This is a genomic window from Sphingomonas sp. (assembly GCF_036388435.1).
In the GTDB taxonomy this organism is placed as follows: domain Bacteria; phylum Pseudomonadota; class Alphaproteobacteria; order Sphingomonadales; family Sphingomonadaceae; genus Sphingomonas.
This window is the reverse complement of the sequence record NZ_DASVRV010000052.1, coordinates 45,510-67,415: the sequence shown is the minus strand read 5'-3', so window position 1 is coordinate 67,415 and position 21,906 is coordinate 45,510. Positions and strand designations below refer to the sequence as shown.

22 protein-coding genes are annotated in these 21,906 nt (G+C 69.9%); 13 read left to right on the top strand and 9 right to left on the bottom strand.

Going from position 1 to position 21,906, the window contains the following annotated elements:
* The 6 genes from VF592_RS12855 to rpmI all read right to left on the bottom strand — a co-directional run.
* A partial coding sequence (locus VF592_RS12855) for a GTP-binding protein (RefSeq protein WP_331006026.1) occupies nt 1-933 on the bottom strand: 933 nt, incomplete at its 3' end.
* 132 nt (nt 934-1,065) lie between these two features.
* On the bottom strand, nt 1,066-1,941 hold the full coding sequence (locus VF592_RS12850; RefSeq protein ID WP_331006025.1) for an aldose 1-epimerase family protein: 876 nt from the start codon (nt 1,939-1,941) through the stop codon (nt 1,066-1,068).
* Nucleotides 1,934-4,285, bottom strand: a complete 2,352-nt coding sequence (gene pheT, locus VF592_RS12845) for a phenylalanine--tRNA ligase subunit beta (protein ID WP_331006024.1) — start codon at nt 4,283-4,285, stop codon at nt 1,934-1,936. Before pheT ends, VF592_RS12850 begins: the two co-directional genes overlap by 8 nt.
* Nucleotides 4,282-5,400, bottom strand: a complete 1,119-nt coding sequence (gene pheS / locus VF592_RS12840; RefSeq protein ID WP_331006023.1) for a phenylalanine--tRNA ligase subunit alpha — start codon at nt 5,398-5,400, stop codon at nt 4,282-4,284. Before pheS ends, pheT begins: the two co-directional genes overlap by 4 nt.
* Nucleotides 5,401-5,491: 91 nt before the next feature.
* Nucleotides 5,492-5,857: a 50S ribosomal protein L20 gene (gene rplT, locus VF592_RS12835; RefSeq protein WP_331006022.1), complete on the bottom strand. Its 366-nt coding sequence runs from the start codon at nt 5,855-5,857 to the stop codon at nt 5,492-5,494.
* Between the two features lie 17 nt (nt 5,858-5,874).
* On the bottom strand, nt 5,875-6,078 hold the full coding sequence (rpmI, locus tag VF592_RS12830) for a 50S ribosomal protein L35 (protein ID WP_093333883.1): 204 nt from the start codon (nt 6,076-6,078) through the stop codon (nt 5,875-5,877).
* Between the two features lie 214 nt (nt 6,079-6,292).
* Between rpmI and VF592_RS12825 the strand changes: the two genes are divergently transcribed.
* Entirely contained in the window at nt 6,293-8,386 is a 2,094-nt protein-coding gene (locus tag VF592_RS12825) for an AsmA family protein (RefSeq protein ID WP_414714219.1), read from the top strand.
* Between the two features lie 245 nt (nt 8,387-8,631).
* Here the strand turns inward: VF592_RS12825 and VF592_RS12820 are convergent, their stop codons facing one another.
* Complete coding sequence (locus VF592_RS12820; RefSeq protein ID WP_331006021.1) at nt 8,632-9,426, bottom strand: inositol monophosphatase family protein; 795 nt, start codon at nt 9,424-9,426, stop codon at nt 8,632-8,634.
* A 101-nt stretch (nt 9,427-9,527) separates the two neighbouring features.
* On the opposite strand from VF592_RS12820, the gene VF592_RS12815 reads away from it, so the two are divergent.
* Nucleotides 9,528-10,058: a peroxiredoxin gene (locus tag VF592_RS12815; protein ID WP_331006020.1), complete on the top strand. Its 531-nt coding sequence runs from the start codon at nt 9,528-9,530 to the stop codon at nt 10,056-10,058.
* 65 nt (nt 10,059-10,123) lie between these two features.
* On the top strand, nt 10,124-11,131 hold the full coding sequence (locus VF592_RS12810) for a GGDEF domain-containing protein (RefSeq protein WP_331006019.1): 1,008 nt from the start codon (nt 10,124-10,126) through the stop codon (nt 11,129-11,131).
* Between the two features lie 411 nt (nt 11,132-11,542).
* Here the strand turns inward: VF592_RS12810 and VF592_RS12805 are convergent, their stop codons facing one another.
* Complete coding sequence (locus VF592_RS12805) at nt 11,543-12,157, bottom strand: YbhB/YbcL family Raf kinase inhibitor-like protein (RefSeq protein WP_331006018.1); 615 nt, start codon at nt 12,155-12,157, stop codon at nt 11,543-11,545.
* A gap of 89 nt (nt 12,158-12,246) precedes the next feature.
* Here VF592_RS12805 and VF592_RS12800 point away from each other — a divergent pair, with 89 nt between their 5' ends.
* From VF592_RS12800 to VF592_RS12775, 6 genes are all read left to right on the top strand, one after another.
* The gene (locus VF592_RS12800) at nt 12,247-12,594 is read left to right on the top strand and encodes a hypothetical protein (protein ID WP_331006017.1); all 348 of its coding nucleotides are present in this window, start codon (nt 12,247-12,249) and stop codon (nt 12,592-12,594) included.
* Between the two features lie 20 nt (nt 12,595-12,614).
* Nucleotides 12,615-13,568, top strand: coding sequence for a bifunctional diaminohydroxyphosphoribosylaminopyrimidine deaminase/5-amino-6-(5-phosphoribosylamino)uracil reductase RibD (gene ribD, locus VF592_RS12795; RefSeq protein ID WP_414714218.1), 954 nt, complete (start codon nt 12,615-12,617; stop codon nt 13,566-13,568).
* Nucleotides 13,568-14,185, top strand: a complete 618-nt coding sequence (locus VF592_RS12790) for a riboflavin synthase (RefSeq protein WP_331006016.1) — start codon at nt 13,568-13,570, stop codon at nt 14,183-14,185. The genes ribD and VF592_RS12790 overlap by 1 nt, the downstream gene beginning before the upstream one ends.
* Nucleotides 14,175-15,320 carry a 3,4-dihydroxy-2-butanone-4-phosphate synthase gene (gene ribB / locus VF592_RS12785; RefSeq protein WP_331006015.1) on the top strand — a complete coding sequence of 382 codons (1,146 nt, stop codon included), beginning with the start codon at nt 14,175-14,177 and terminating at the stop codon, nt 15,318-15,320. Before VF592_RS12790 ends, ribB begins: the two co-directional genes overlap by 11 nt.
* A 123-nt stretch (nt 15,321-15,443) precedes the next feature.
* Nucleotides 15,444-15,857, top strand: a complete 414-nt coding sequence (gene ribH / locus VF592_RS12780; RefSeq protein WP_331006014.1) for a 6,7-dimethyl-8-ribityllumazine synthase — start codon at nt 15,444-15,446, stop codon at nt 15,855-15,857.
* Between the two features lie 324 nt (nt 15,858-16,181).
* Complete coding sequence (locus VF592_RS12775) at nt 16,182-16,757, top strand: hypothetical protein (protein WP_331006013.1); 576 nt, start codon at nt 16,182-16,184, stop codon at nt 16,755-16,757.
* Between the two features lie 192 nt (nt 16,758-16,949).
* On the opposite strand, the gene VF592_RS12770 is transcribed toward VF592_RS12775, so the two are convergent.
* Nucleotides 16,950-18,032, bottom strand: coding sequence for an alkene reductase (locus tag VF592_RS12770; protein ID WP_331006012.1), 1,083 nt, complete (start codon nt 18,030-18,032; stop codon nt 16,950-16,952).
* Between the two features lie 67 nt (nt 18,033-18,099).
* Here VF592_RS12770 and VF592_RS12765 point away from each other — a divergent pair, with 67 nt between their 5' ends.
* From VF592_RS12765 to feoB, 4 genes are all read left to right on the top strand, one after another.
* The gene (locus VF592_RS12765; RefSeq protein ID WP_331006011.1) at nt 18,100-19,035 is read left to right on the top strand and encodes a DMT family transporter; all 936 of its coding nucleotides are present in this window, start codon (nt 18,100-18,102) and stop codon (nt 19,033-19,035) included.
* Complete coding sequence (locus tag VF592_RS12760) at nt 19,032-19,691, top strand: COQ9 family protein (protein WP_331006010.1); 660 nt, start codon at nt 19,032-19,034, stop codon at nt 19,689-19,691. The genes VF592_RS12765 and VF592_RS12760 overlap by 4 nt, the downstream gene beginning before the upstream one ends.
* A 72-nt stretch (nt 19,692-19,763) precedes the next feature.
* Nucleotides 19,764-20,036 carry a FeoA family protein gene (locus tag VF592_RS12755; protein WP_331006009.1) on the top strand — a complete coding sequence of 91 codons (273 nt, stop codon included), beginning with the start codon at nt 19,764-19,766 and terminating at the stop codon, nt 20,034-20,036.
* A 22-nt stretch (nt 20,037-20,058) separates the two neighbouring features.
* Nucleotides 20,059-21,906, top strand: a complete 1,848-nt coding sequence (feoB, locus tag VF592_RS12750; protein ID WP_331006008.1) for a ferrous iron transporter B — start codon at nt 20,059-20,061, stop codon at nt 21,904-21,906.

Sequence of the window (21,906 nt, the reverse complement as noted above, 5' to 3'; positions counted from 1 at the left end):
GGTCAGCTTCATGCCGCGCTTGAACACCCCCGAGCATAACCGCATGAACGCGATCCGGTCGCGGTGCTGCGGGTCCATGTTCGCCTGGACCTTGAACACGAAGCCCGTCACCTCCGCCGAATCGGGCGAGATCGGCGCGGGTTCGGCGGGCTGGGGTCGGGGCGCCGGCGCATGGAGCCCGAGCGCGGCGATCAGCTCGGCCACCCCGAAATCCTTGAGCGCCGACCCGAAGAACACCGGCGTCAGATCGCCCGCGCGGTAACGCTCGGCGTCGAACGAGGCATAGCCGCCCTGCGCCAGCTCGACCTCGTCGGCGATATGCGGCGGCAGCACGGGCGCGGCGTCGATCCGGCCCTGATAGCTGCGCGCGGGGCCGTCTGGGCGGTAGACCCCGCCCGTGGTCAGGTCGAGCACGCCCTCGAACTCGCCCCCCATGCCGACGGGCCAGCTCATCGGGCAGACGTCGAGCTGGAGCTGGTCGGCGATCTCGTCGAGCAGGTCGAACGGATCGCGCCCTTCGCGGTCCACCTTGTTGACGAAGGTGATGATCGGCACCGAGCGCAGGCGGCACACCTCGAACAATTTGCGCGTCTGCGCCTCGATCCCGCGCGCCGCGTCGATCACCATCACCGCCGAATCGACCGCGGTCAGCGTGCGATACGTGTCCTCCGAGAAATCCTCGTGCCCCGGCGTGTCGAGCAGGTTGAAGGTGATGCCGTCCGTCTCGAAGGTCATCACCGACGAGGTGACCGAGATGCCGCGCTGCTGTTCGATCTTCATCCAGTCCGACCGCGCCAGGCGGCGCTGGCCCTTGGCCTTGACCTCGCCCGCCAGATGGATGGCGCCGCCGGCGAGCAGCAGCTTTTCCGTCAGCGTGGTCTTGCCGGCGTCGGGGTGGGAGATGATGGCGAAGGTGCGGCGGGGGGAGGTCATGGTCTTGTTTCAATCCGTCATGCCGGACCCGTTCCGGCATCCATCGTTGTGCGAATTCGGCAATGGCGGGATGCGTACACCGATGGACCCCGGATCAAGTCCGGGGTGACGGCTTAAATAGTCACGGACGCGCTACGGCACCAGCGTCACGCTCATGCTCACCCGCTTGGCGTCGCCGGGCGCGATCTCGAACACGCCGGGCTTGTCGCGGAAGTCGCCCGCATAGCCCGCCGGATCGGCGATCCCATGCCAGGGCTCGACGCAGACGAAGCGCGCGCCCGGCTTGGTCCAGATGCCCAGCCTGGGCGTGGCGGGAAAGGCGATGTCGAGCTGCGGCCCGTCCGGCGCCCCGTAGCGCAGGCGCTGCGACCGCACGGGGTCCCAGACCAGCGCGTCGTCGTCGAACAACGCGTCGCGCAGCCGCAGCACGCGCCCGTCGAGCGGCGTAGGCCGATCCTCGGGGGCGATGAAGCCTTCGGGGGTGATCGCGCGCAAATCGCCCGGCTCGTCCGCCTCGAACAGGATGCGGTGCGCGGCGCGGTCGCGGCCATAGGGCAGCGGCCAGGCGAAGGCGGGGTGGAAGCCGAACTGCGCCGGCATCGCCCCGCAGCCGCGATTCTCGATCGCGACCTCGGTCAGAAGGGTCGCCCCCTCGATCCGGAACGTCACTTCCAACCGGAAGGCGAAGGGATAGGCGGCACGCGTCGCGTCGGAGTCGACGAGCGCGAACACGGCCCGCGCCTCCTCCGCCGTGACGACTTCGAACAGCGACCGTCGCGCGAAGCCGTGCTTGGGCATCGAATAGTCGGCGCCGTCGATGCGCAGTACGTCGCCATTCGCCCGCCCGACGATCGGGAACAGGATCGGTGCCCGCCCGGTCCAGAAAGCCGGGTCGGCATCGGTCATCAGCTCCCGGCCATCCGCATCCCACAGATGCGACAGCTCGGCGCCGAGCGGATCGATCGCGGCCGAGAGTCGGTCGTTGCCGATGCGGATCGGTTCAGCCACGCAGCCGAGCGCCCTGCTTGGCCGCCGCCGCAACGACCTTGTCCGCGATCGCCTTGAGTTCGGCGTCGGTGAAGCTCTTTTCGCCCGGCTGGAGCATCACCTCGACCGCGACCGACTTCTCGCCTTCCCGCTCGAACAGGTCGAACACCCGCGCCGAGACGATCGCGACCTTGTCCGCGCCCCTGACCGCGCGCACCAGCGCATCGGCGGCGAGATCGGGCGCGACCAGGAACGCGAAGTCGCGGCGCACCGGCTGAAGCGCGGGCGGCGCGAAGGGCGGGCGTGCGAAGCCCGCCGCGCGCTTGGGCGGGATCGCGTCGAGATACAACTCGACCGCGGCGACCGCGCCCGACAGGTCGAACGCCTTGAGCACGCTCGGATGCACCATCCCGAAAGCGGCGAGCACCGTCTTGGGGCCGAGGCGGAGCGTCCCCGACTGGCCGGGATGCCACGCGTCGCCCGCGTCCCCCATCACCTGCAGATTGTCGACCGGCGCCCCCGCCGCCGTGAGCAGCGCCAGCGCCTCGGCCTTGGCGTCGAACGCATCGAAGCCCGCCGCCTTGCCCTCACGCCAGCCCCGCGCGCGACGATCGCCGGCGAGGACGAGCCCGAGCGTCGGGCGCTCCTCATCCGCCAGATAGCGGCGGCCGATCTCGAACAGCCGCACCGATCCGGCCGAGCGGCGGAGATTGGCGAGCGTCGCGCTCAACAGCCCCGGCAGGAGCGAGGGGCGCATGACCTTCAATTCCTCGCTGATCGGGTTGGCGAGCGTCCAGGCGCCGCCCCCGAACGGCGCGGCCGCCGCGTCCGATATGAAGCTCCAGGTCACGGCCTCGTCCAATCCGCGCGCGGCGGCGGCGCGGCGCAGGCGGCGCTCCAGCTTCTGCGCGGGCGTGGCGGTCGGGCGCGCGACCCCGGCGGGGCGTTCCAGCGGCACCGACGGCACCTTGTCGATGCCCTCGATGCGGATCACTTCCTCGACCAGATCGGCGGGACCATCGACATCGCGGCGCCAGGTCGGGACGGTGACCCGCCAATCCTCCGCCACCTCGAAGCCGAGCGAGGCGAGGATCGCGCGCTGGCGATCCGGCGCTACCGCCAAGCCCCCCAGCGTCTCGGTCCGCGACGGGTCGTAGGCGATGGCGCGTGGCTCGACCGGCGGCTGGCCCGCGCGCGTGACGGCGCTCGGGGTGCCGCCGCAAATGTCGAGCACGAGCGCGGTCGCGTGCGCCAGTCCCTCGTCGAGAAAGGCCGGATCGACCCCGCGCTCGAAACGCTGGCGCGCATCGCTGGTCAGCAGAAGCTTCTGGCCGGTGCGCGCGATGGTATCGGGATCGAACCAGGCGCATTCGATCACGATGTCGGTCGTCCCGGCCGATACGCCCGAATGCTCGCCGCCCATGATCCCGCCGATGTCGTGCACCACCGCCCCGTCGGCGATCACCGTCATCGTCTCGTCGAGCGTGTAACTGCGCCCGTTGAGCGCGACCAGTTGCTCACCACTACGCGCCTTGCGCGCGACGAGCCCGCCGCGAAGCGTCGCGCGGTCATAGACGTGCAGGGGACGGCCGAGATCGATCATCACATAATTGGTGATGTCGACCAGCGCCGAGATGGGTTTCTGCCCGATCGCGACGAGGCGGCGTCGCATCCAGTCGGGCGCCTCGCCATTGACGACGCCCGTGACGGCTTGCGCGTAGAAGGCCGGGCAACCCTCCGCGTCCGCGATCGTCACCTCGGGCCCGGTACCCTCGCCGGCCGCGTGTTTCACGTGAAACGGTTTGAGCGTGCCCAGACCGGCGGCGGCGAGATCGCGCGCGATGCCGCGCACGCCCATGCAGTCCTGCCGATTGGGGGTGACGCTGATGTCGATCACGGGATCGCTCAGCCCCGCATAATCGGGATAGGCGACGCCGACCGGGGCGTCGTCGGGCAGTTCGATGATGCCGTCATGCTCGTCGCCCAGCTCGAGCTCGCGCGTCGAGCACATCATGCCATTCGATTCGACACCCCGGATCGCCGCGACCTTGAGCGTGATCCCCGACCCCGGCACATGGGCGCCAGGCGCTCCGAACACGCCGACCAGCCCCGCGCGCGCATTGGGGGCGCCGCACACGACCTGCACCGGGCCGTCCCCCGCATCGACCGACAGCACCTGCAGCTTGTCCGCCTGCGGATGACGCTCGGCCGTCAGTACGCGCGCGACGCGAAAGGCCGCGAGCTTCGCGCCGGGATCGGTGACGCCCTCCACCTCCAGCCCGATGCGGGTGAGCGTCTCGACCACCTGGTCCAAGGTCGCTTCAGTGTCGAGATGCTCCTTGAGCCAGCTCAGCGTGAACTTCATGCGCCTACTCCCCCGGACAGGGTCGGCACGTCGAGCGCCGAGAAGCCGTAATGTTTCAGCCAGCGCAGGTCGCCGTCGAAGAACGGACGCAGGTCGTCCATGCCGTATTTCAGCATCGCCAGACGATCGATCCCGCAGCCAAAGGCGAAGCCCTGCCACTCCTCCGGATCAAGCCCGCATGCCTCGATCACCTTGCGGTGGACCATGCCGCTGCCCAGCACCTCGAGCCATCCCCCCTGCTCGTCGGCGCCAGAGCCGCCGATGACGCGCTTGCCCTTCACCAGTGTATACCCGACATCGATCTCCACCGAGGGTTCCGTGAAAGGAAAATAGCTTGGCCGCAGCCGGAGCACGATGTCCTCGCGCTCGAAATAGGCCTTGAGGAAGGTCTCCAGCGTCCATTTCAGATGCCCGAGATGGATGCCGCGATCGATCACCAGCCCCTCCACCTGGTGGAACATGGGCGTGTGCGTCGCGTCGGAGTCCGAGCGATAGGTGCGGCCCGGCGCGATGATTCTGATAGGCGGCTTCTGGGCCAGCATTGTGCGGATTTGGACGGGGGACGTATGGGTACGGAGCAACGACTTCGCTTCGCGGTCGCGAAGGCCGGAAGCGTCAGGCTCCCGCCTTTCCTGGACATAGAAGGTGTCATGCATCGCGCGCGCTGGATGCGTCTCCGGGATGTTCAGCGCGTCGAAATTATACCAGTCGGACTCGATCTCGGGCCCGGTCGCCACCGCGAAGCCCAGATCGGCGAAGATTTCCGCCAGCTCGTCCATGACCTGGCTGACCGGGTGGATCGTTCCCGTCGCGGGCAGGTCGACGGGCAGCGTCATGTCGACGCGCTCGCCCGCCAGCCGGGCATCCAGCGCCAGCTGCTCCAGATGCGCCTTGCGCGCGGCGATCGCGGCCGTGACCGTCTCGCGCAACGCCTGGATCGGCGGACCCTCGGCCTGACGCCGGTCCGGCGTCATCGCGCCCAGCGTCTTGAGCAGCGCGGTCACCCGCCCCTGCTTCCCCAGGGCGTCAACGCGCACCGCCTCCAACGCGTCGAGCGAGGCGGACGCCTCGATCGAGGTCAGGAGGTGGTCGGACAAGGCGGGGAGGTCGGTCATGAAGTCCTCGGGTGATCGGGACGGCCCCTAACGAAAAGGGCGCGGGTGGCAATCCACCCGCGCCCCCATTCGAGCGGTCGGCAGGTCGCCTTCAGGCGGCTTGGGGCAGAGCCGCCTTCGCCTGCGCGATGATCGCGGTAAACGCCGCGCCTTCATGCATCGCGATGTCGGCCAGGACCTTCCGGTCCAGTTCGACGCCCGCGAGCTTCAGCCCGTGCATGAACTGCGAATAGGTCAGGCCCTCGGCCCGCACGCCGGCGTTGATGCGCTGGATCCACAGACCCCGGAAGGTCCGCTTCTTCACCTTGCGGTCGCGATAGGCATATTGCCCGGCCTTTTCGACGGCCTGGCGGGCGATGCGGATCGTGTTCTTGCGACGGCCATAATAGCCCTTCGCCTGTTCCAGGATCCGCTTGTGCTTGGCGCGGGTGGTTACACCCCGTTTGACGCGTGCCATTGTTTAATCCTTTCCGCTCAGCCGAGACCGTAGGGGGCCCAGGCCTTCACCGCGGCGGTGTCGGCCTTGGACAGCACCTTGGTGCCGCGATTCTGGCGGATATACTTGCCGTTGTGATGAAGCAGGCGGTGGCGCTTGCCGGCAACGCCGTGCTTCAACAATCCGGTGGCGGTGAGCTTGAAGCGCTTCTTCACGCCGCTCTTGGTCTTGAGCTTGGGCATTTTCACTCCTTCCATGGTGGCGATGCCTGGGACGGCCGCGGCAGCCCTTGTGGCCGGGCCGTCTGAATCCGCATCGCTCGGGAACGGGCGCGCATAGACGGGGACGGTGCGGATTGCAACGTGCCCGTCCGGCCGGCGTCGAGCACCGCGCGCCGTCCGACGGCCGCTTCGCCGGCGGCGGGAACCGTTTCGCCCCCGTACGCGATTTACTCACATGGATGTATCGGCCGTGCGTACCGAGGTCGAAACCGACCGGCCACCCCCGCGCAAGAAGCGGGCGTGGAAGATCGTGCGCAACGTCGTGCTGGGCGTCCTCGGCACGATCTTCGCGATCTGGCTGGTCCTCTACATCACCAAAGGCCGCTTTCTGCGGGGAACCTTCGAGTCGATCGTCGGCCGCTCGCTGGAGCGCGAGGTCAGCGTCGGTGGCGACTTCCAGCTCTATTTCGCGCCGGTCGACATCAAGTTCGTGGCCGAGCGGATGCGCATCGCCAACCCGGCCTGGGCGACGCGTCCCGACCTGTTCTCCGCCCGGCGGATCGAGACGCGCATCCCGCCCCTGTCGCTCCTCTGGGGCCGGCGGCGGATGCGCTGGCTCGACCTGATCGACGGGCGCCTCGACCTGGAATGGGATGCGGCGCACCGGCGCAACACCTGGACCTTCTCTGAGGGGAAAGGTGAGCCGTTCGAGATGCCGCTGATCGGGCGCGCGACGGTGTCCGGCACCACCTTGCGCTATCTCGATCCCCGCATGCGCATCCTCGTCGATGTCGGCTTCGAGACGATCCGGGCGGGCGCCGGGCGGATCAACGACCGGCTTCGCTTTTCGGGCACCGGCCGCGCGCTCGACTCGGCCTTCACGCTTTCGGGGTCGCTGCTGTCGCCCAATTCCACCGTCGCCAATGGCGAGAACAAGCTTCAGGCCACTGCGCGCTTCGGCCGCGACTGGATCGACGTGGCCGGCACCCTGCCCAGCGCGACGCAGATCGAGGGCGTCCCGCTGCGCGTCTCGGCACGCGGTTGGAACATGGCCGAGCTCCTGAACATCCTGGGCGTCGCCATCCCCGAGTCGCGCGCCTACCGGATGCGCGCGCGGATGGTGAAGCAGGGCAATGATTATCGCTTCACCCGGTTGACGGGCCGCTTCGGCGACAGCGACATCGCCGGGCGTTTCACCGTGCGGCGCGGCGATCCGCGCATCCATATCGACGCCGATCTGACGACGCGCAGCCTCGACATCGTCGATGTCGCCCCCTTCATGGGCTATAATCCCGATCTGATCGCGACCAGGGGCGTGGCGGCCGCGTCCGGCCAGCGCGGGCCCGTGCCCCGGCTCCTCCCCGACGCGCGGCTGCGGGTCGACGCGCTCCGGCGGTTCGACGCGGACGTGCGCTACAAGGTCGCGGCCGTGCGCTCGCGCCGGGTGCCGATCTCGAACATCGATCTGACGCTCGACCTCGACCGCAGCCTGCTGACCTTGTCGCCGCTGACCTTCAGCATGGCGCGCGGCGAGGTCGCGTCGGACATCGTCATTGACGCGCGTCAGGCGCCCGTGCGGACCAAATACGATATCCGCCTGGCACCGACCCCGATCGCGCGGCTGCTGGCGGGCTGGGGCGTCGAGGAGGCCGGGACCTCGGGCACCGTCCGCGCGCGCGCGCAGCTGGTCGGGGTCGGCGACACCGTCCACCGCTCGCTGTCGACCGCGAACGGGCGGATCGCGATCACCATCCCGGCGGGGACGATGTGGACGCGCAACGCCCAGCTGTCGGAACTCGACTTGGGCACCTTCGCCTACAAGATGTTCCAGCGGAAGCTGAAGGAGCCCGTGCGCATCAATTGCGGGCTGATCGGCTTCACCGTGCGGAACGGCGTCGCGGCGGCCGATCCGATCCTGATCGACACGACCAAGAACGTCGTGCTGGGCCGGGGCGGATTCAGCTTCCGCACGGAGGCGATCGATCTCGCGGTGCGCGCCGACGGCAAGAAATTCTCGCTCTTCTCCGGCCAGTCGCCCGTCGGCATCGGCGGTCATTTCGCGGCGCCCAAGCTCGACGTGATCAGCCCGCAACTGGTGGCGCGCGCGGGCGTCGGGCTCGGGCTGGCGCTGGTCGCCTCGCCGGTGGGCGCGGTGCTGGCGTTCGTCGATATCGGCGACGCGAAGTCCGCCGCCTGCGGCCCGGTGCTGGGCGGCGCGACGGCGGCGGCGCAACGCACCAGGGGCGGCGACAAGCGCGACGATGTCGGACGCGGCACCACGAGCAAGGAAGAGAACGGCAAGCGCAAGAAGTTCCTGGGGATTTTTTGAGCGCGGACCGGAGTTGTCGGTTCACGCGAAAACGCCAAGACGTAAAGAAAAAGGAATTCGCGCGGACACGCGGAGGCGCGGAGAAGGACAGCCCGCCGCGCGAGCGGCCTTCATAGCCGGGCAAGTCCGCCAATACCTGCCGCCGGCGCGGCGCTCTTGAAATCGGCGGCCGACACACACCCTCTCCGCGCCTCCGCGCGAATCAACTCCTTCGCGTCTTCGCGTCTTCGCGAGAACTGAAACCGCTAAGCCGACCGCATCGCTTCCAGAACGTCATCCACCCGCGCGGGATCGCCGATCGCCAGCACGTCGCCTCCCGACTCGGCCGTCAGCGGGTCGCCGTTCCAGTCGCACATCCGTCCCCCGGCTCCCTCGACCACCGGCACCAGGGCGGCGAAATCGTGGAGCTTCAGCCCCGCCTCGCACACCAGGTCCAGATGCCCGCTCGCCAGCAGCCCGTAATTATAGCAGTCGCCGCCATAGACCGGCCCCTGCCCCGTGCTGGCGCCATAGACCGACGCGACCAGCGCCATATACGGGGCGACCTCCGCCGCGCCGAACAAGTGCGGGCTGGTGGTGGCGAGCGCCGCGCCCGCCAGCTCGGGCAGCGCGCGGGTGCGGACGGGGGCGCCGTTGAAGGTCGTGGGCCGCCCCGCGACGCCCAGCCAGCGCTCGCGCGCGATCGGCTGGTCGATCACCCCCAGCACCGGCCAGCCCTCGACCACCAAAGCGATCAGCGTCCCGAAGATCGGCCGTCCCACGGTGAAGCTGCGCGTGCCGTCGATCGGGTCCAGCACCCAGCAACGCCCCGTGACGCCGGGCTTCTCGCCATATTCCTCGCCCACCACCCCGTCGCCGGGCGCCTCCGCGTCCAGCAGGCGCCGCATCGCCGCCTCTGCCGCGCGGTCGGCGAGCGTCACCGGGGAGCCGTCCTCCTTCAGCTCGGCGCCGTGCGCGCTACGGAAATAGGGTCGGATCGCCGCGCCCGCCGCATCGGCGAGGCGTCCGGCGAGGTCGAGATCGGCCTGGGTCACGCGCATCGCGCCCGCCTAGTCGCCGCCCGGGGCCGCTGGCAATGCCGGGCCGCTGGCAATGCCGGGCGCGGGCGGGTAGCATGCGCGACCACTTCGGGAGTAACGTCATGCGCCGCCTCGCCCTCACGCTCGCCCTGTTCGGCGCTCCCGCTTTCGCGGCGCTCGCGCCCGGAGCCAAGGCGCCCGATTTCACCACGCGCGGCGCGATCGCGGGCAAGATCTTCAACGTGACGCTGTCGGAACAGCTCAAGCGCGGCCCCGTGGTGCTGTATTTCTTCCCCGCCGCCTTCACCAGCGGCTGCAACGCCGAGGCGCGCGCCTTCGCCGACAAGGTGGGCGAGTTCCGCGCGGCTGGCGCGACCGTGATCGGCATGTCCGCCGATCCGGTTGAACAGCTCCGGAAATTCTCCGCCACCGAATGCGCGGGCAAGTTCGCCGTGGCCAGCGCGGGGCCGGGCGTCATCCGGGGCTTCGACGTGGCCTTTCCCCGCCAGATCCAGGGGCGCAGCGTTTCCAGCCGGACCAGCTACGTCATCGCGCGGGACGGGCGCGTGGCGTTCGTCCATAGCGACATGAACCCCGCCGAACATGTCTCGACGACCTTGGCCGCGGTGAAGAAGCTGCCCCGCGCCCGGTGACATATTCCTAACTTCTGCGCCCTAGAGGTAGACGCCGGGCCGACGGATTCGGATGGGATTGGACGATGCGGGGCGCGCTGGCGCGGGACGGGCGGACGAATGGCGCGGGGGACGATCTGTTCGCCCGCGTCGGCGCGTTCCTGCTCGAACACCGGCTGAGCCCCGAGCCGGCCCATTATCACTTCGCCTATGACGTGCTCAGCAATCCGTCGGGCGCGCTTGCCGAGGCGGTGGCCCGGATCACCGACGACGGCGTCCGGATCAGCCGCGCCGACATCGAGAAGCTCGGCGGCACCGTGGTCGCCGCCTCGCCCGACAAGGCCGCCGCGCCGACCAATCATCTTGTCGACGAGACCCGGTTGCGGGTCGAGGATCTCGCGCGGGTCGCGCGCGCGATGCACGAGGAGACGCGGGACTTCGGCCGCGACCTCGCCGAACATGCGGCATCGATGGGTGCGGTCGGCGCGGCGGGCGGCATGGCCGAACTCGCCCGGATCACCGGCGCCGTCCTGTCGCGCGTCCATGCGGCCGAGCAGCGCCTCGAACAGGCGACACGCGAAAGCGAGGATCTGCGCGCCAAGCTGGAAGAGGCGCAGGCCAGCGCCCGGATCGACGTGCTCACCGGACTGCCCAACCGCCGCGCCTTCGCGGAAGCCTTCGCCGCGTTGCGCGGAGGCGCCTGCCTGGCCTTGTGCGACATCGACCGGTTCAAGCGCATCAACGACGGCTGCGGACACGGCGTCGGCGACCGGGTGCTGAGCGCGATCGCCGACACGCTGCGCGTCGCCTGCGAGGGCCATCTGGTCGCACGCCACGGCGGCGAGGAGTTCGCGGTGCTGCTGACGGGCATCGCCCTCCAGCGCGCGCAGGCCGTCCTCGACCGCGCACGCGAGAGCGTCGCGGCCAAGCGCTTCCGCTCGCGCGAAACCGACATGCTGATCGGGCGCGTCACGGTTTCGGTGGGGCTGACGGCCGTGCAGCCCGGCGAAAATCTCGAAGACGCGTTCGCGCGCGCCGACCGGTTTCTCTACACCGCCAAGTCGACCGGCCGCGATCGGCTCTGCGCGGGCTGATCCCGCCAGAAATTGGCGTCCGCAACGGTCGCTTCTGGCGCGAAATCCCAACTCGAAAACGACCCTGCCGCTAACCGCTTGATCGCGGCCGAAACTCGGAATTGGCACGGAGGATGCAATGCTTCCGGTATCGGCGGCGCGAGAGGTTCGCGCCGCGGGATACCAGGAAAGGACCCAGTCAATGACCATCGATTTCCAGTCCGCTCGGCGCGTCGTCGTCTCCTTCGTCGCCGCTCTCGCCTTCGCCGCGGTCGCGGTCGGCACCGCCGTTCCCATCCTCCCGGTCGCCTGATCGGCGACGCTCGCAAGGAAACCTAGACATGATCCGTCAGTTCGCCTTCGCCGTCGCGGGCTTCGCCTGCACCGCCGTCCTCATCGCGATGAGCGCCCCCCCGATCGTCTGAAGCGCGGTCAGGCCCGCGCGGTGGCGCCGACCGGCCCGATCGGGGCCGGCTCCTCGCGCGAATAGGTGCCGACCAGCAGCCCCGCCGCGAGCACATGCCCGCGCATCGCCTCCACCAGCGCCGCCCGACCCGGATTCCCCCCCGGATCGGGCGCGTGCGCGCCCAGCGCGAAGAGCTGAAAGGCGTAGCGGTGCTCGCCGTGCCCGGTCGGCGGATCGGGCGGCAGCCAGCCCTCGCGGAAATAGCTGTTGCGCCCGACGTCGCGCCCCGCGAAGCCGTCGCCGTCCGCGACGATCGCGCCCTCCTCCAGCCGCCCCGCATCCGCCGCCAGCCCCCAGATCACCGCATGGACCAGCGGTTGGGGCGCGGGCGCGTCGGCATCCTCGACCAGCAGCGCCAGCCGCGCCGTGCCCGCGGGCGGCGCGGTCCAGACGAGCGGGGGCGAGCGTCCCGCGCCATCCGCGGTGAAACGCGCCGGCAACCGCCCGCCATGCCCGAAGGCGGGACTCATCAGCTCCAGCTCGGGCAATCCCGCGCCCAATTCGACCACGGCGAGCTTCTCCACCCCGGCGCGCAGCGGCGACAGGGTGCGGCCCAGCCAGGCGGGAACATGTTCGAGCATCGCGGACTCCTTCCCGCCCCGAACGAGCGAGCGGTCGCTTCGGTCGCATGGGCTCGCAATGACCGCCAGGCACGCTTATCTTCGCCGCCATGCAGTTCTTCAGTCGCCTGTCGCCCGTCCGCGCCTATCAGGACCTGCGTCGCTTCTTCGGCGCGCGCCAACCCTATGAGCTCGGCTTCCTGCTGCTGGCGATGATCGTCACCACCTTCTTCGTCTATGCCTTCGCGCGCGAGGGTGGCGGCACGGAGGAATATCGCCCCGACATCATCTATGTGGAGCAATACCGCCTCGACCGCACCGACGCCGAGATCGTCGCGCAGCAGAAGATCGACGGCGCCGCCAAGGCGAAATTGCTGGCCGAGCGGCGCCGGCTGGAGCTCGAGCGCCAGGCATCGTTCAAGCGGCTCGACGACAAGCTGAAGAGCGTCGGCCTCTGACGCCGAACGACGCGCGCTGGATGGGCGCGGCGATCGCGCTCGGTGAGCGCGGCCGGGGCCGGACCGCGCCCAATCCGCCCGTCGGCTGCGTGATCGTCGCGGGCGGGCGCGTGGTCGGGCGCGGCTGGACGCAACCGGGCGGGCGCCCCCATGCCGAGGCGATGGCGCTGGGTCTGGCCGGCACCGAATCGCGCGGCGCGACTTGCTACACGACGCTCGAACCCTGCGCGCACCGATCGACACGCGGCCCCGCCTGCGCCGACGGGCTGATCGCGGCCGGGGTCGCGCGCGTCGTCGCCGCGCTGGGCGACCCCGATCCGCGCACGAACGGCGAGGGGTTCGCCCGGCTCCGTGCGGCGGGAATCGCGGTGGAGGTCGGTCCCGGCGCCGACGCCGCGCGGCGATCGATGGCGGGCTTCCTCACTTGTCGGACCCGTGGCCGGCCGCATGTCACGCTCAAGCTCGCCACCTCGCTCGACGGCCGCATCGCGCTTTCCTCGGGCGAAAGCCGCTGGATCACCGGTCCCGAGGCCCGCGCCCATGCCCATCTCGAACGCGCGCGTCACGAGGCGATCCTGGTCGGGCGCGGCACCTGGAACGCCGACGCCCCCCGACTCGACGTGCGGCTTCCGGGGCTGGAGGCGCGCGGCCCGAGGCGGGTCGTGCTGAGCAGCGCGCCGCCGGGCGTCGAGAACGACCCGCCGCTGTGGATCTCCTCCCCCCATGCCGTCGCCGACCTCGCGAACGTCGATCACCTCCTGGTCGAGGGCGGCGCGGGCGCGGCGGCGGCGTTCCTGGCCGCCGATCTCGTCGACCGCCTCCTCCTCTACCGCGCACCGATCATCTTGGGCGCCGGGCTCCCCGCGATCGGCGATATCGGCCTGACCGAGCTGGCGGGCGCGCATGGCCGCTGGCGGCTCCACGACGCGCGCGCGCTTGGCAGCGACCGGCTCGAGGTCTACGAGCGGCGCTAATGTTCACCGGCATCATCACCGACATCGGCACCGTGGCGCGCGTCGAGGCGCGCGGCGACCTGCGCGTCGTGATCGCCACCGCCTATGACACCGACGGCGTCGACCTGGGCGCCTCCATCGCCTGCTCCGGCGTCTGCCTGACCGTCGTCGATAAGGCGGCGAGTGGGTCTCCGGGCTGGTTCGCCGTCGACGTGTCGGGCGAGACGCTCGCCCGCACCCCGGCGGATCAGTGGACCCAGGGTCGCCGCCTCAACCTCGAACGCGCGATGCGGCTCGGCGACGAGCTGGGCGGCCATATCGTCACCGGCCATGTCGACGGCGTCGCCGAAGTGGTCGACATGACGCCCGACGGCGACTCCAGGCGCCTCGTCTTCGCGGTCTCCGAGGAGGTCGCCCCCTTTCTGGCGCCCAAGGGATCGGTGACGGTCGACGGCGTGTCGCTGACGGTCAACACCGTCGAGGATCAGCCCGAAGCCACGCGCTTCTCGGTCAACGTCATCCCGCACACCCAGGGGGCGACGACCCTGGGCGATCTGCGCCCCGGGCACCGCGTCAACATCGAGATCGACGTGCTCGCCCGCTATCTCCGCCGCATGGAGCATCACCGTGGCCGCTAACTTTCCCCGCGCCGAGCTGTCCCGCCTGCGCCACGCCTTCCTGTCCTCGCCCGAGGAGATCATCGACGAGGCCAAGAACGGCCGCATGTTCATCCTGGTCGACGACGAGGACCGGGAGAATGAGGGCGACCTCGTCATCCCCGCGCAGATGGCGACGCCGGAGAAGATCAACTTCATGGCCCGGCACGGCCGCGGGCTGATCTGCCTGGCGCTCACCAAGCGCCGCGTCGAGGAACTCGGGCTCGACCTGATGAGCCGCCACAACGGCACCCGCCACGAGACCGCCTTCACCGTCTCGATCGAGGCGCGCGACGGGGTGACGACGGGCATCTCGGCCGCCGACCGCGCGCGCACCGTCGCGGTGGCGATCGACTCGTCCAAGAGCCGTGACGAGATCGTCACCCCCGGCCATATCTTCCCCCTCGTCGCGCGCGACGGCGGCGTGCTGGTGCGCACCGGCCATACCGAGGCGGCGGTCGACGTGTCGCGCCTCGCCGGGCTCAACCCCTCGGGCGTGATCTGCGAGATCATGAACGAGGACGGCACGATGAGCCGCATGGACGACCTCGTCGCCTTCGCGCAGCTCCACAACCTCAAGATCGGCACCATCCGCGACCTGATCGCCTATCGCCGCCGCTACGACCATTTCGTCGAGCGCCGCGCCGAGGCGCGCTTCACCAGCCGCTGGGGCGGCGAATGGACCGCCATCACCTTCTGGAACAAGGCGGCGGGGACCGAGCAGATGGCGCTGGTCAAGGGCCGCGTCGATCCCAGCCGCCCGACATTGGTGCGGATGCACGCGCTCAACCCCTTCGCCGACCTGTTCGGCGAGGCCGACGAGCGCGCCGGGCTGCTCGCCCGCTCGATGGAACTGATCGCGCAGGAGGGCGCCGGCGTCATCGTCGTCATCAACAAGCCCCGCCAGGACGCCTTCACCGCCGCCGTCCGCATCAAGGCGGGCGAACGCGCCGCCGACATGGAGGAATTGCGCGATTACGGCGTCGGCGCGATGATCCTGACCGAACTCGGCGTGGAGGAGATGATCCTCCTCACCAACACCCACCACACATTGGTCGGGCTCGACGGCTACGGCCTGTCAATCGTCGGCGAGCGCCCGGTCGTTCACGCGGACTAGGGCGACCAGTCCTCCCCTGCACCCCACCCCCGTTCGTCCTGAGTAGCCGGTGAGCCTGTCGAACCGGCGTATCGAAGGACCGCCGGGCGGAACCCGCCACTTAGGGCGAACGAAAGAGAAATCATGGCCACCATCCTGATCGTCGAGGCGCGCTTCTACGACCACCTCAACGACCTGCTCCTCCACGGCGCCCGCGCGGCGATCGAAGCGGCGGGGCATGAGCATGAGACGGTGACGGTGCCCGGCGCGCTCGAAGTCCCCGGCGTCATCGCCCTCGCCGCCGAACGGTACGACGCCTTCGTCGCGCTCGGCGTCGTCATCCGCGGCGAGACCTATCATTTCGAGATCGTCGCGGGCGAGTCCGCGCGCGGGATCATGGCCCTGACCATGGACGGCCTCGCCATCGGCAACGGCATCCTGACGGTCGAGAACGAAGCCCAGGCCCTGGCCCGCGCCCGCCCCACCGAAGGCGACAAGGGCGGCGGCGCGGCCCAGGCGGCGCTCGCGATGCTGGCACTCCGGGAACGCTTCGGTTGACGCGAAACCGCGCGCGAGTGATCTCCCTGACCTGCTGGACGCTCCCGCTCGATCGGGCACCGCTCGAAACCCGCCATTCCGACCGGGGTTTTTGACACCCTCGGGTGCTCGGAAAAGCATGGATCGGCTCGCCGCGTCAGAACCGACCGGTTGTGACACTCTGGCCTAAATTAAAGTCGGGTGTTAACAGGATACATGGTCGCTTGGGCTGCTCGGTACTTCGCATCGACTGTGATCGGGTCACTAGCTCTGGGGGCGTGCGCTACTCAATCGGGCGGTGGCGGCGCAACGTCATCTGCGGGAACCGCGATCTACTCCCCGCCCGTGCGCGCAGGAAGTAAAGGCAGCGTCATTTTCTTGCCCGGCACGGGCCGCATTCCAAGCACAAACGCTCGCGAAGAAGTTGCCGTTGTCGGAGCGCTCCACCGCTTCCTAGATCCCAAAGGCGAACTTGGTTGCCTTAACCCGGCGCTTGATGAGGGCAACGTTGATGCAAGCCTCCGGAAGGCTGCCGTCGACGAACTACGTCAAGAGGGCAAGAATCGGCCCACCGCTGCCGACGTCCGCGAGTGGATCATCGCCGATCAGCGTGGATCATGGGGGTCCGTGGATGAAGGCAACGTGACGCTTCCATCATCTGTCGAACTGACAGTTGCAGAAGCCTACGCTGATGCAGCGATGGCTGCGCCGCGCAAGCGCCGTGCCGTATTTCTGACTGGAGGCGATTTGCCGGATATTGCACTGAAATCAGATTGTGGAGCCCGTCTCTCACGTCCGACTATATATCAAGGCTGGGCCTTCGTTTCTCGTTCGTCGGCAACTGCGGGCCACCTTTATGCGCTTCGCCGGGATGCAGATGGATGGAGCGTCATAGGGCATCGCTTTACCTACATCATCTGATGCTCGCTGAAAGAACGCGTGACGGGCCGGTGTCACAACCGAACGGTTGTGACACGATCAGGAGGACTGCGTCAGACGAATGTGCGCCAAATGCGCGGCGTCGCCTACCCACCAAAGGCAGGCACCCGTGCCACAGGCTCGCCCGGGCCGGACATAGGCCCGCCCGGGCGCTCCATCCCGGCGAACCGGCCGCTACGCCGCCTGCGCCAGCGCCGGATAGTCCACATACCCCTCCGGCCCCTGGCTGTACCAGGTCTTCATGTCGTCCGGGGCGATCGGGGCGCCCGCGCGGAAGCGGTCGACCAGGTCGGGGTTGGCGATGTAGGGACGCCCGAACGCGATCGCGTCGGCCACCCCGCTATCGAGCGCCGCCTGCGCGCTCGCCGCGCCGTAATCGGAATTGAGCACCAGCGGGCCCGTGAACGCCTCGCGGATCAGCGGCGACAGGCGCGGCACGTCGGTGCTGCCGAAACTGCCCTCGGGGCCCGGCTCGCGCAGCTCCAGGAACGCGATGCCGATCTCGCCCAGCGCGCGCACGGCGGGGATGAACACCGCCGGCGGATCGCTGTCGTCGACGCCCTGGCTGTCGCCGTTGGGGGATAGCCGGACCGCCGTCCGGTCCGCCCCCGCGATCGACGCGACGCGCTCCGTCACCTCGCGCAGCAGGCGGATGCGGTTCTCGGGGGCGCCGCCATAGGCGTCGGTGCGGTGGTTGGCGCCGTCGCGCAGGAACTGGTCGATCAGATAGCCGTTCGCGGCGTGGATCTGCACCCCGTCGAACCCCGCCGCCAGCGCGTTGCGCGTCGCCAGCGCGTAATCGTCGAGCAGCCGCGGCATCTCGTCCAGCGCCAGCGGCCGCGCGACCTCGAAGGGCTGCTTGCCCTCATAGGTGTGCGCCATGCCGTCCGTCGCGGTCGCGGAGGACGACACCGGCTGCCCGCCGATCACGCTGGAATGGACCTGGCGACCCATATGCCAGAGCTGCGCGACGATGCGCCCGCCCGCCGCATGGACGGCGTCGGTGACGGGCCGCCAGCCCTCCGCCTGTGCGTCGGTCCACAGCCCGGGCGCATAGGGCCAGCCCAGCCCCTCGCGGCTGATGCCCGTCGCTTCGGAGATGATCAGCCCCGCGCCTGCGCGCTGGCGGTAATAATCGACCATCATCGGCGTCGGCACCGCCTCCCTGGTGGCGCGACCGCGCGTCAGCGGGGCCATGAGGATGCGGTTGGGCGCATGAACGGCGCCGAGCTGGACCGGATCGAAAAGGCTGGGCATGGAAACTCCTATGGGGCCTGCGGCTATAGGGCCTGGGTCGGGGCGAGATAGGCGGCTATGGCGCGATATGCACCCGGCCGACGCCCCAATCTCTGCTTTACCCGCGACAAGCAGCCGCGCCTTCGCCGCGCTGGTCGTCGCCAACGTCGCGCTCGCCTTCGGGCCCTGGTTCGTGCGGCTGGCGGATACGGGGCCGGTCGCGTCGGGTTTCTGGCGGATCGCACTCGCCGCGCCGCTCTTGGTCGCGCTCGCCTGGGGAAGCGGCGGGCGACCCGTGCGGCTGTCCCCGCGCCTGTGGTGGATACTCGCGGCCGGCGGGGTCTGCTTCGCGGCCGACCTGGCGAGCTGGCATCTGGGCATCCTGCGCACTACCCTCGCCAACGCGACGCTGTTCGGCAATTCGGCGACGCTGATCTTTCCCGTCTACGGCTTTCTCGTCGCGCGCGCCTGGCCGACGCGGACGCAAGGGGTCGCGCTCGCACTCGCCGCGGCCGGGGCGCTGCTGCTGATGGGGCGCAGCTACCAGCTCGATCCGCGCAACCTGGTGGGCGACCTGCTCTGCCTGCTCGCCGGGCTGCTCTACACGGTGTATTTCATCTGCATGGCCCGCGCCCGCGACACCATGGCGCCGCTTCCCGCGCTGGCGTTGTCAACGCTCGCCAGCGTGGTGCCGCTGCTCCTGTTCGCCTGGGGCTTGGGCGAGCGCGTCCGGCCGGGCGACTGGGCGCCGCTGATCGGGCTGGCGCTGGCGAGCCAGGTGCTCGGCCAGGGGCTGATGATCTATGCGCTGGGCAAATTGTCGCCGCTGGTGGTGGGCATCGCGCTGCTGATCCAGCCGGTGGTGGCGGGCGCGGTCGGGTGGATCGTCTACGGCGAGACGCTCGGCGCTCCCGATCTCGTCGGCATCGCGCTGGTCGCCGCCGCCCTGGTGCTCGTCCGGCGCGGGCCGGTTGCAGGCGACGCGGCGGACGCCGATATCCGCCCGGTAAAGGAACCGGCATGACCGATCTGTCCGACGCTACCCTCGACGAACTGCGCATCGCCTTAGCCCCGCGCATCGCCGCCAATGCCGGTTTCGACGGCTGGAGCGACGACGCGCTCGGGGCAGCCGCCGACGCGGCCGGGATCGACCATGACGTCGCCCGGCTCGCCTATCCCGGCGGCGCGGTCGACATGATCGACGCCTGGTTCCTGTCGGTCGACCGCGCGATGGCGCACGCCGTGTCCGCCGAGACGCTCGCCGCCGCCAAGGTCCGCGACCGCATCGCGCTGCTGGTCGAGGCGCGGCTCGACGCGGTCGCCCCCGAGCGCGAGGCGCTGCGCCGCGCGCTGGCCGTGCTCGCCACGCCCGGCAATCTCGCGCGCGCCGCCCGGCTCGGCTGGCGCACCGTCGACCTGATCTGGCGCCGCGCGGGCGACACCGCGACCGACCTGAACCATTACAGCAAGCGCGCCATCCTGCTCGGCGTCTATGGCGCCACCGTGACGGTGTTCCTCGACGACGGGAGCGAGGGTTTCGCCGACAGCCGCGCCTTTCTCCAGCGCCGGATCGACGGCATCCTGCGCTTCGAGACGTTCAAGGCGGGCATGACCAAACGCGCGCGCTACCGCCCCAGCCTGTCGCGCTTCGTCGGCCGGCTGCGCTATCCGGAGCGCTGATGCTCGCGCGAAATGTTGAGAATGGTTCGCAAAGGACTTTCTCTACGCGCGCCGAGATGCTACCGCTTCGCAATGGATATGTCCCGACCGGTCGCGCCTGCGCTCAGCCTCGAATCGCTTCCGCGTTTCCAGCGCGCGACGGTGTCGGCGATCGAATGGGACAGGCTCGGCGTGCCCGAGGCGCGGCGGCTGCGCGAGCTCGGCTTCGACGAGGGCGTGGGGGTCGAGGTGCTGCACCGCGCCGGCGCCCGCGGCGGGCCAATCGCCTGCCGGATCGGCCGCATGACCGTCGCCATCCGCCGCGCGGTCGCCGCGACGATCCACGTCGCGCCCGTCGCGGCCTGATCCTCCACCCACGCTCCAGGGCATGACGCCCGCCCCGCTTATCGCGCTCGTCGGCAATCCCAATGCCGGCAAGACCGCCCTGTTCAACGCGCTCACCGGCGCGCGGCAGAAGGTCGGCAATTATCCCGGCGTCACCGTGGAGCGTAAGTCCGGGCGCCTGGTGCTCCCCGACGGACGCCCCGCCGAACTGGTCGACCTGCCCGGCGCCTACAGCCTCGACCCCGTCTCGCTCGACGAGGCGGTGACGCGCGACATGGTGATGGGGCGGCTGGCGGGCGAGCGTCGGCCCGACGCGCTGGTCGTGGTGCTCGACGCCGCCAATCTCGACAATCATCTCCGCTTCGCGCTCCAGATCATCGCGCTGGGGCTGCCCGTCGTCGTCGCGCTCAACATGGTGGACCTGGCCGAGCGCGACGGGCTGGTACTCGACCCGGAGGCGCTGGCGCGCGAGCTGGGCGTCCCCGTGCTGCCCACCGTCGCCGTGCGCAAGCGTGGGCTGCCCGACCTGCTCGAAGCCGTCGCCCGCGCCGCCGCCGCCAAGCCCCGCCCCGCCGCCGATCCCGAACCGCTCGGCCTGCTCCAGAAACGCGCCCGCGCGCTGGCGGCGGCGGCGGTGGTCAGCGAGACGCCCGCCAGGCGCTGGGCGCACCGGATCGACGGCGTCGCGCTCCATCCGGTCGCGGGCCCGGCGCTGCTCGTCGCCTTGCTGTTCGTGATGTTCCAGGCGGTGTTCAGCTGGTCGGAGGCCCCGATCGGCTGGATCGAATCGGGCATCGCCGCGCTTTCGGCCCAAGTCGAATCGGCCTTGCCCGACGGCGCGCTGCGCGGCCTGCTCACCGACGGCGTGCTGGCGGGGGTGGGCGCGGTGGTGGTGTTCCTGCCCCAGATCCTGATCCTGTTCGCCTTCATCCTCGTGCTCGAAGCGTCGGGATATATGGTCCGCGCCGCCTTCCTGATGGACCGGGTCATGGCGCGCGCGGGGCTGTCGGGGCGGGCCTTCATCCCCCTCTTGTCGAGCTTCGCCTGCGCGGTGCCGGGCATCATGGCGACGCGCACCATCGACGACGAGCAGGACCGGCTGACCACCATCCTGGTCGCGCCGCTGATGACCTGTTCGGCCCGGCTGCCCGTCTACACCGTCATCATCGGCGCCTTCATCCCCGACCGCCGGCTCGCCCCGTTCGTGGGGCTGCAGGGGCTGGTGCTGCTCGGCCTGTACCTGTTCGGCATCCTGGGGGCGTTCGTCGCGGCGCTGCTGCTGCGGCGCACCGTCACCAAGGGCGCGTCGTCGGGCTTCATGCTGGAAATGCCCAAATATCAATGGCCGCGCCCGCGCGACCTGCTGATCGGGCTATGGACCCGCGCCGCCATCTTCCTGAAGCGCGCGGGCACGATCATCGCGGTGACCACGATCGTGCTCTGGGCGCTGCTCAGCTTCCCCAAGCCGCCCGCGGGCAGCGCCGTGTCGCCGGTCGACTATTCGGTCGCCGGGCGGATCGCGAACGGCGTCGAGCTGGTGGTCGCCCCCATCGGCTTCAACCGCGACATCGCGCTGGCGCTCATCCCCGCCATGGCCGCGCGCGAGGTGGCGGTCGCGGCGATTGGCACCGTCTACGCGGTCGACGATCCCGAGGGCGAGCGTGGGCAGACGACGATCCGCGACAATCTGCGCACCCGCTGGAGCCTGCCGACCGCGCTGGCGTTCCTGATGTGGTTCGTCTTCGCCCCCCAATGCATCTCCACGATCGCGGTCGCCCGGCGGGAGACGAACGGCTGGCGCTGGCCGCTGTTCATGGTTGGCTATCTGTTCGCAACGGCCTACGTCATGGCGGGCATAACCTATTGGGCCGCCGTCGGGCTGGGCCTGTAA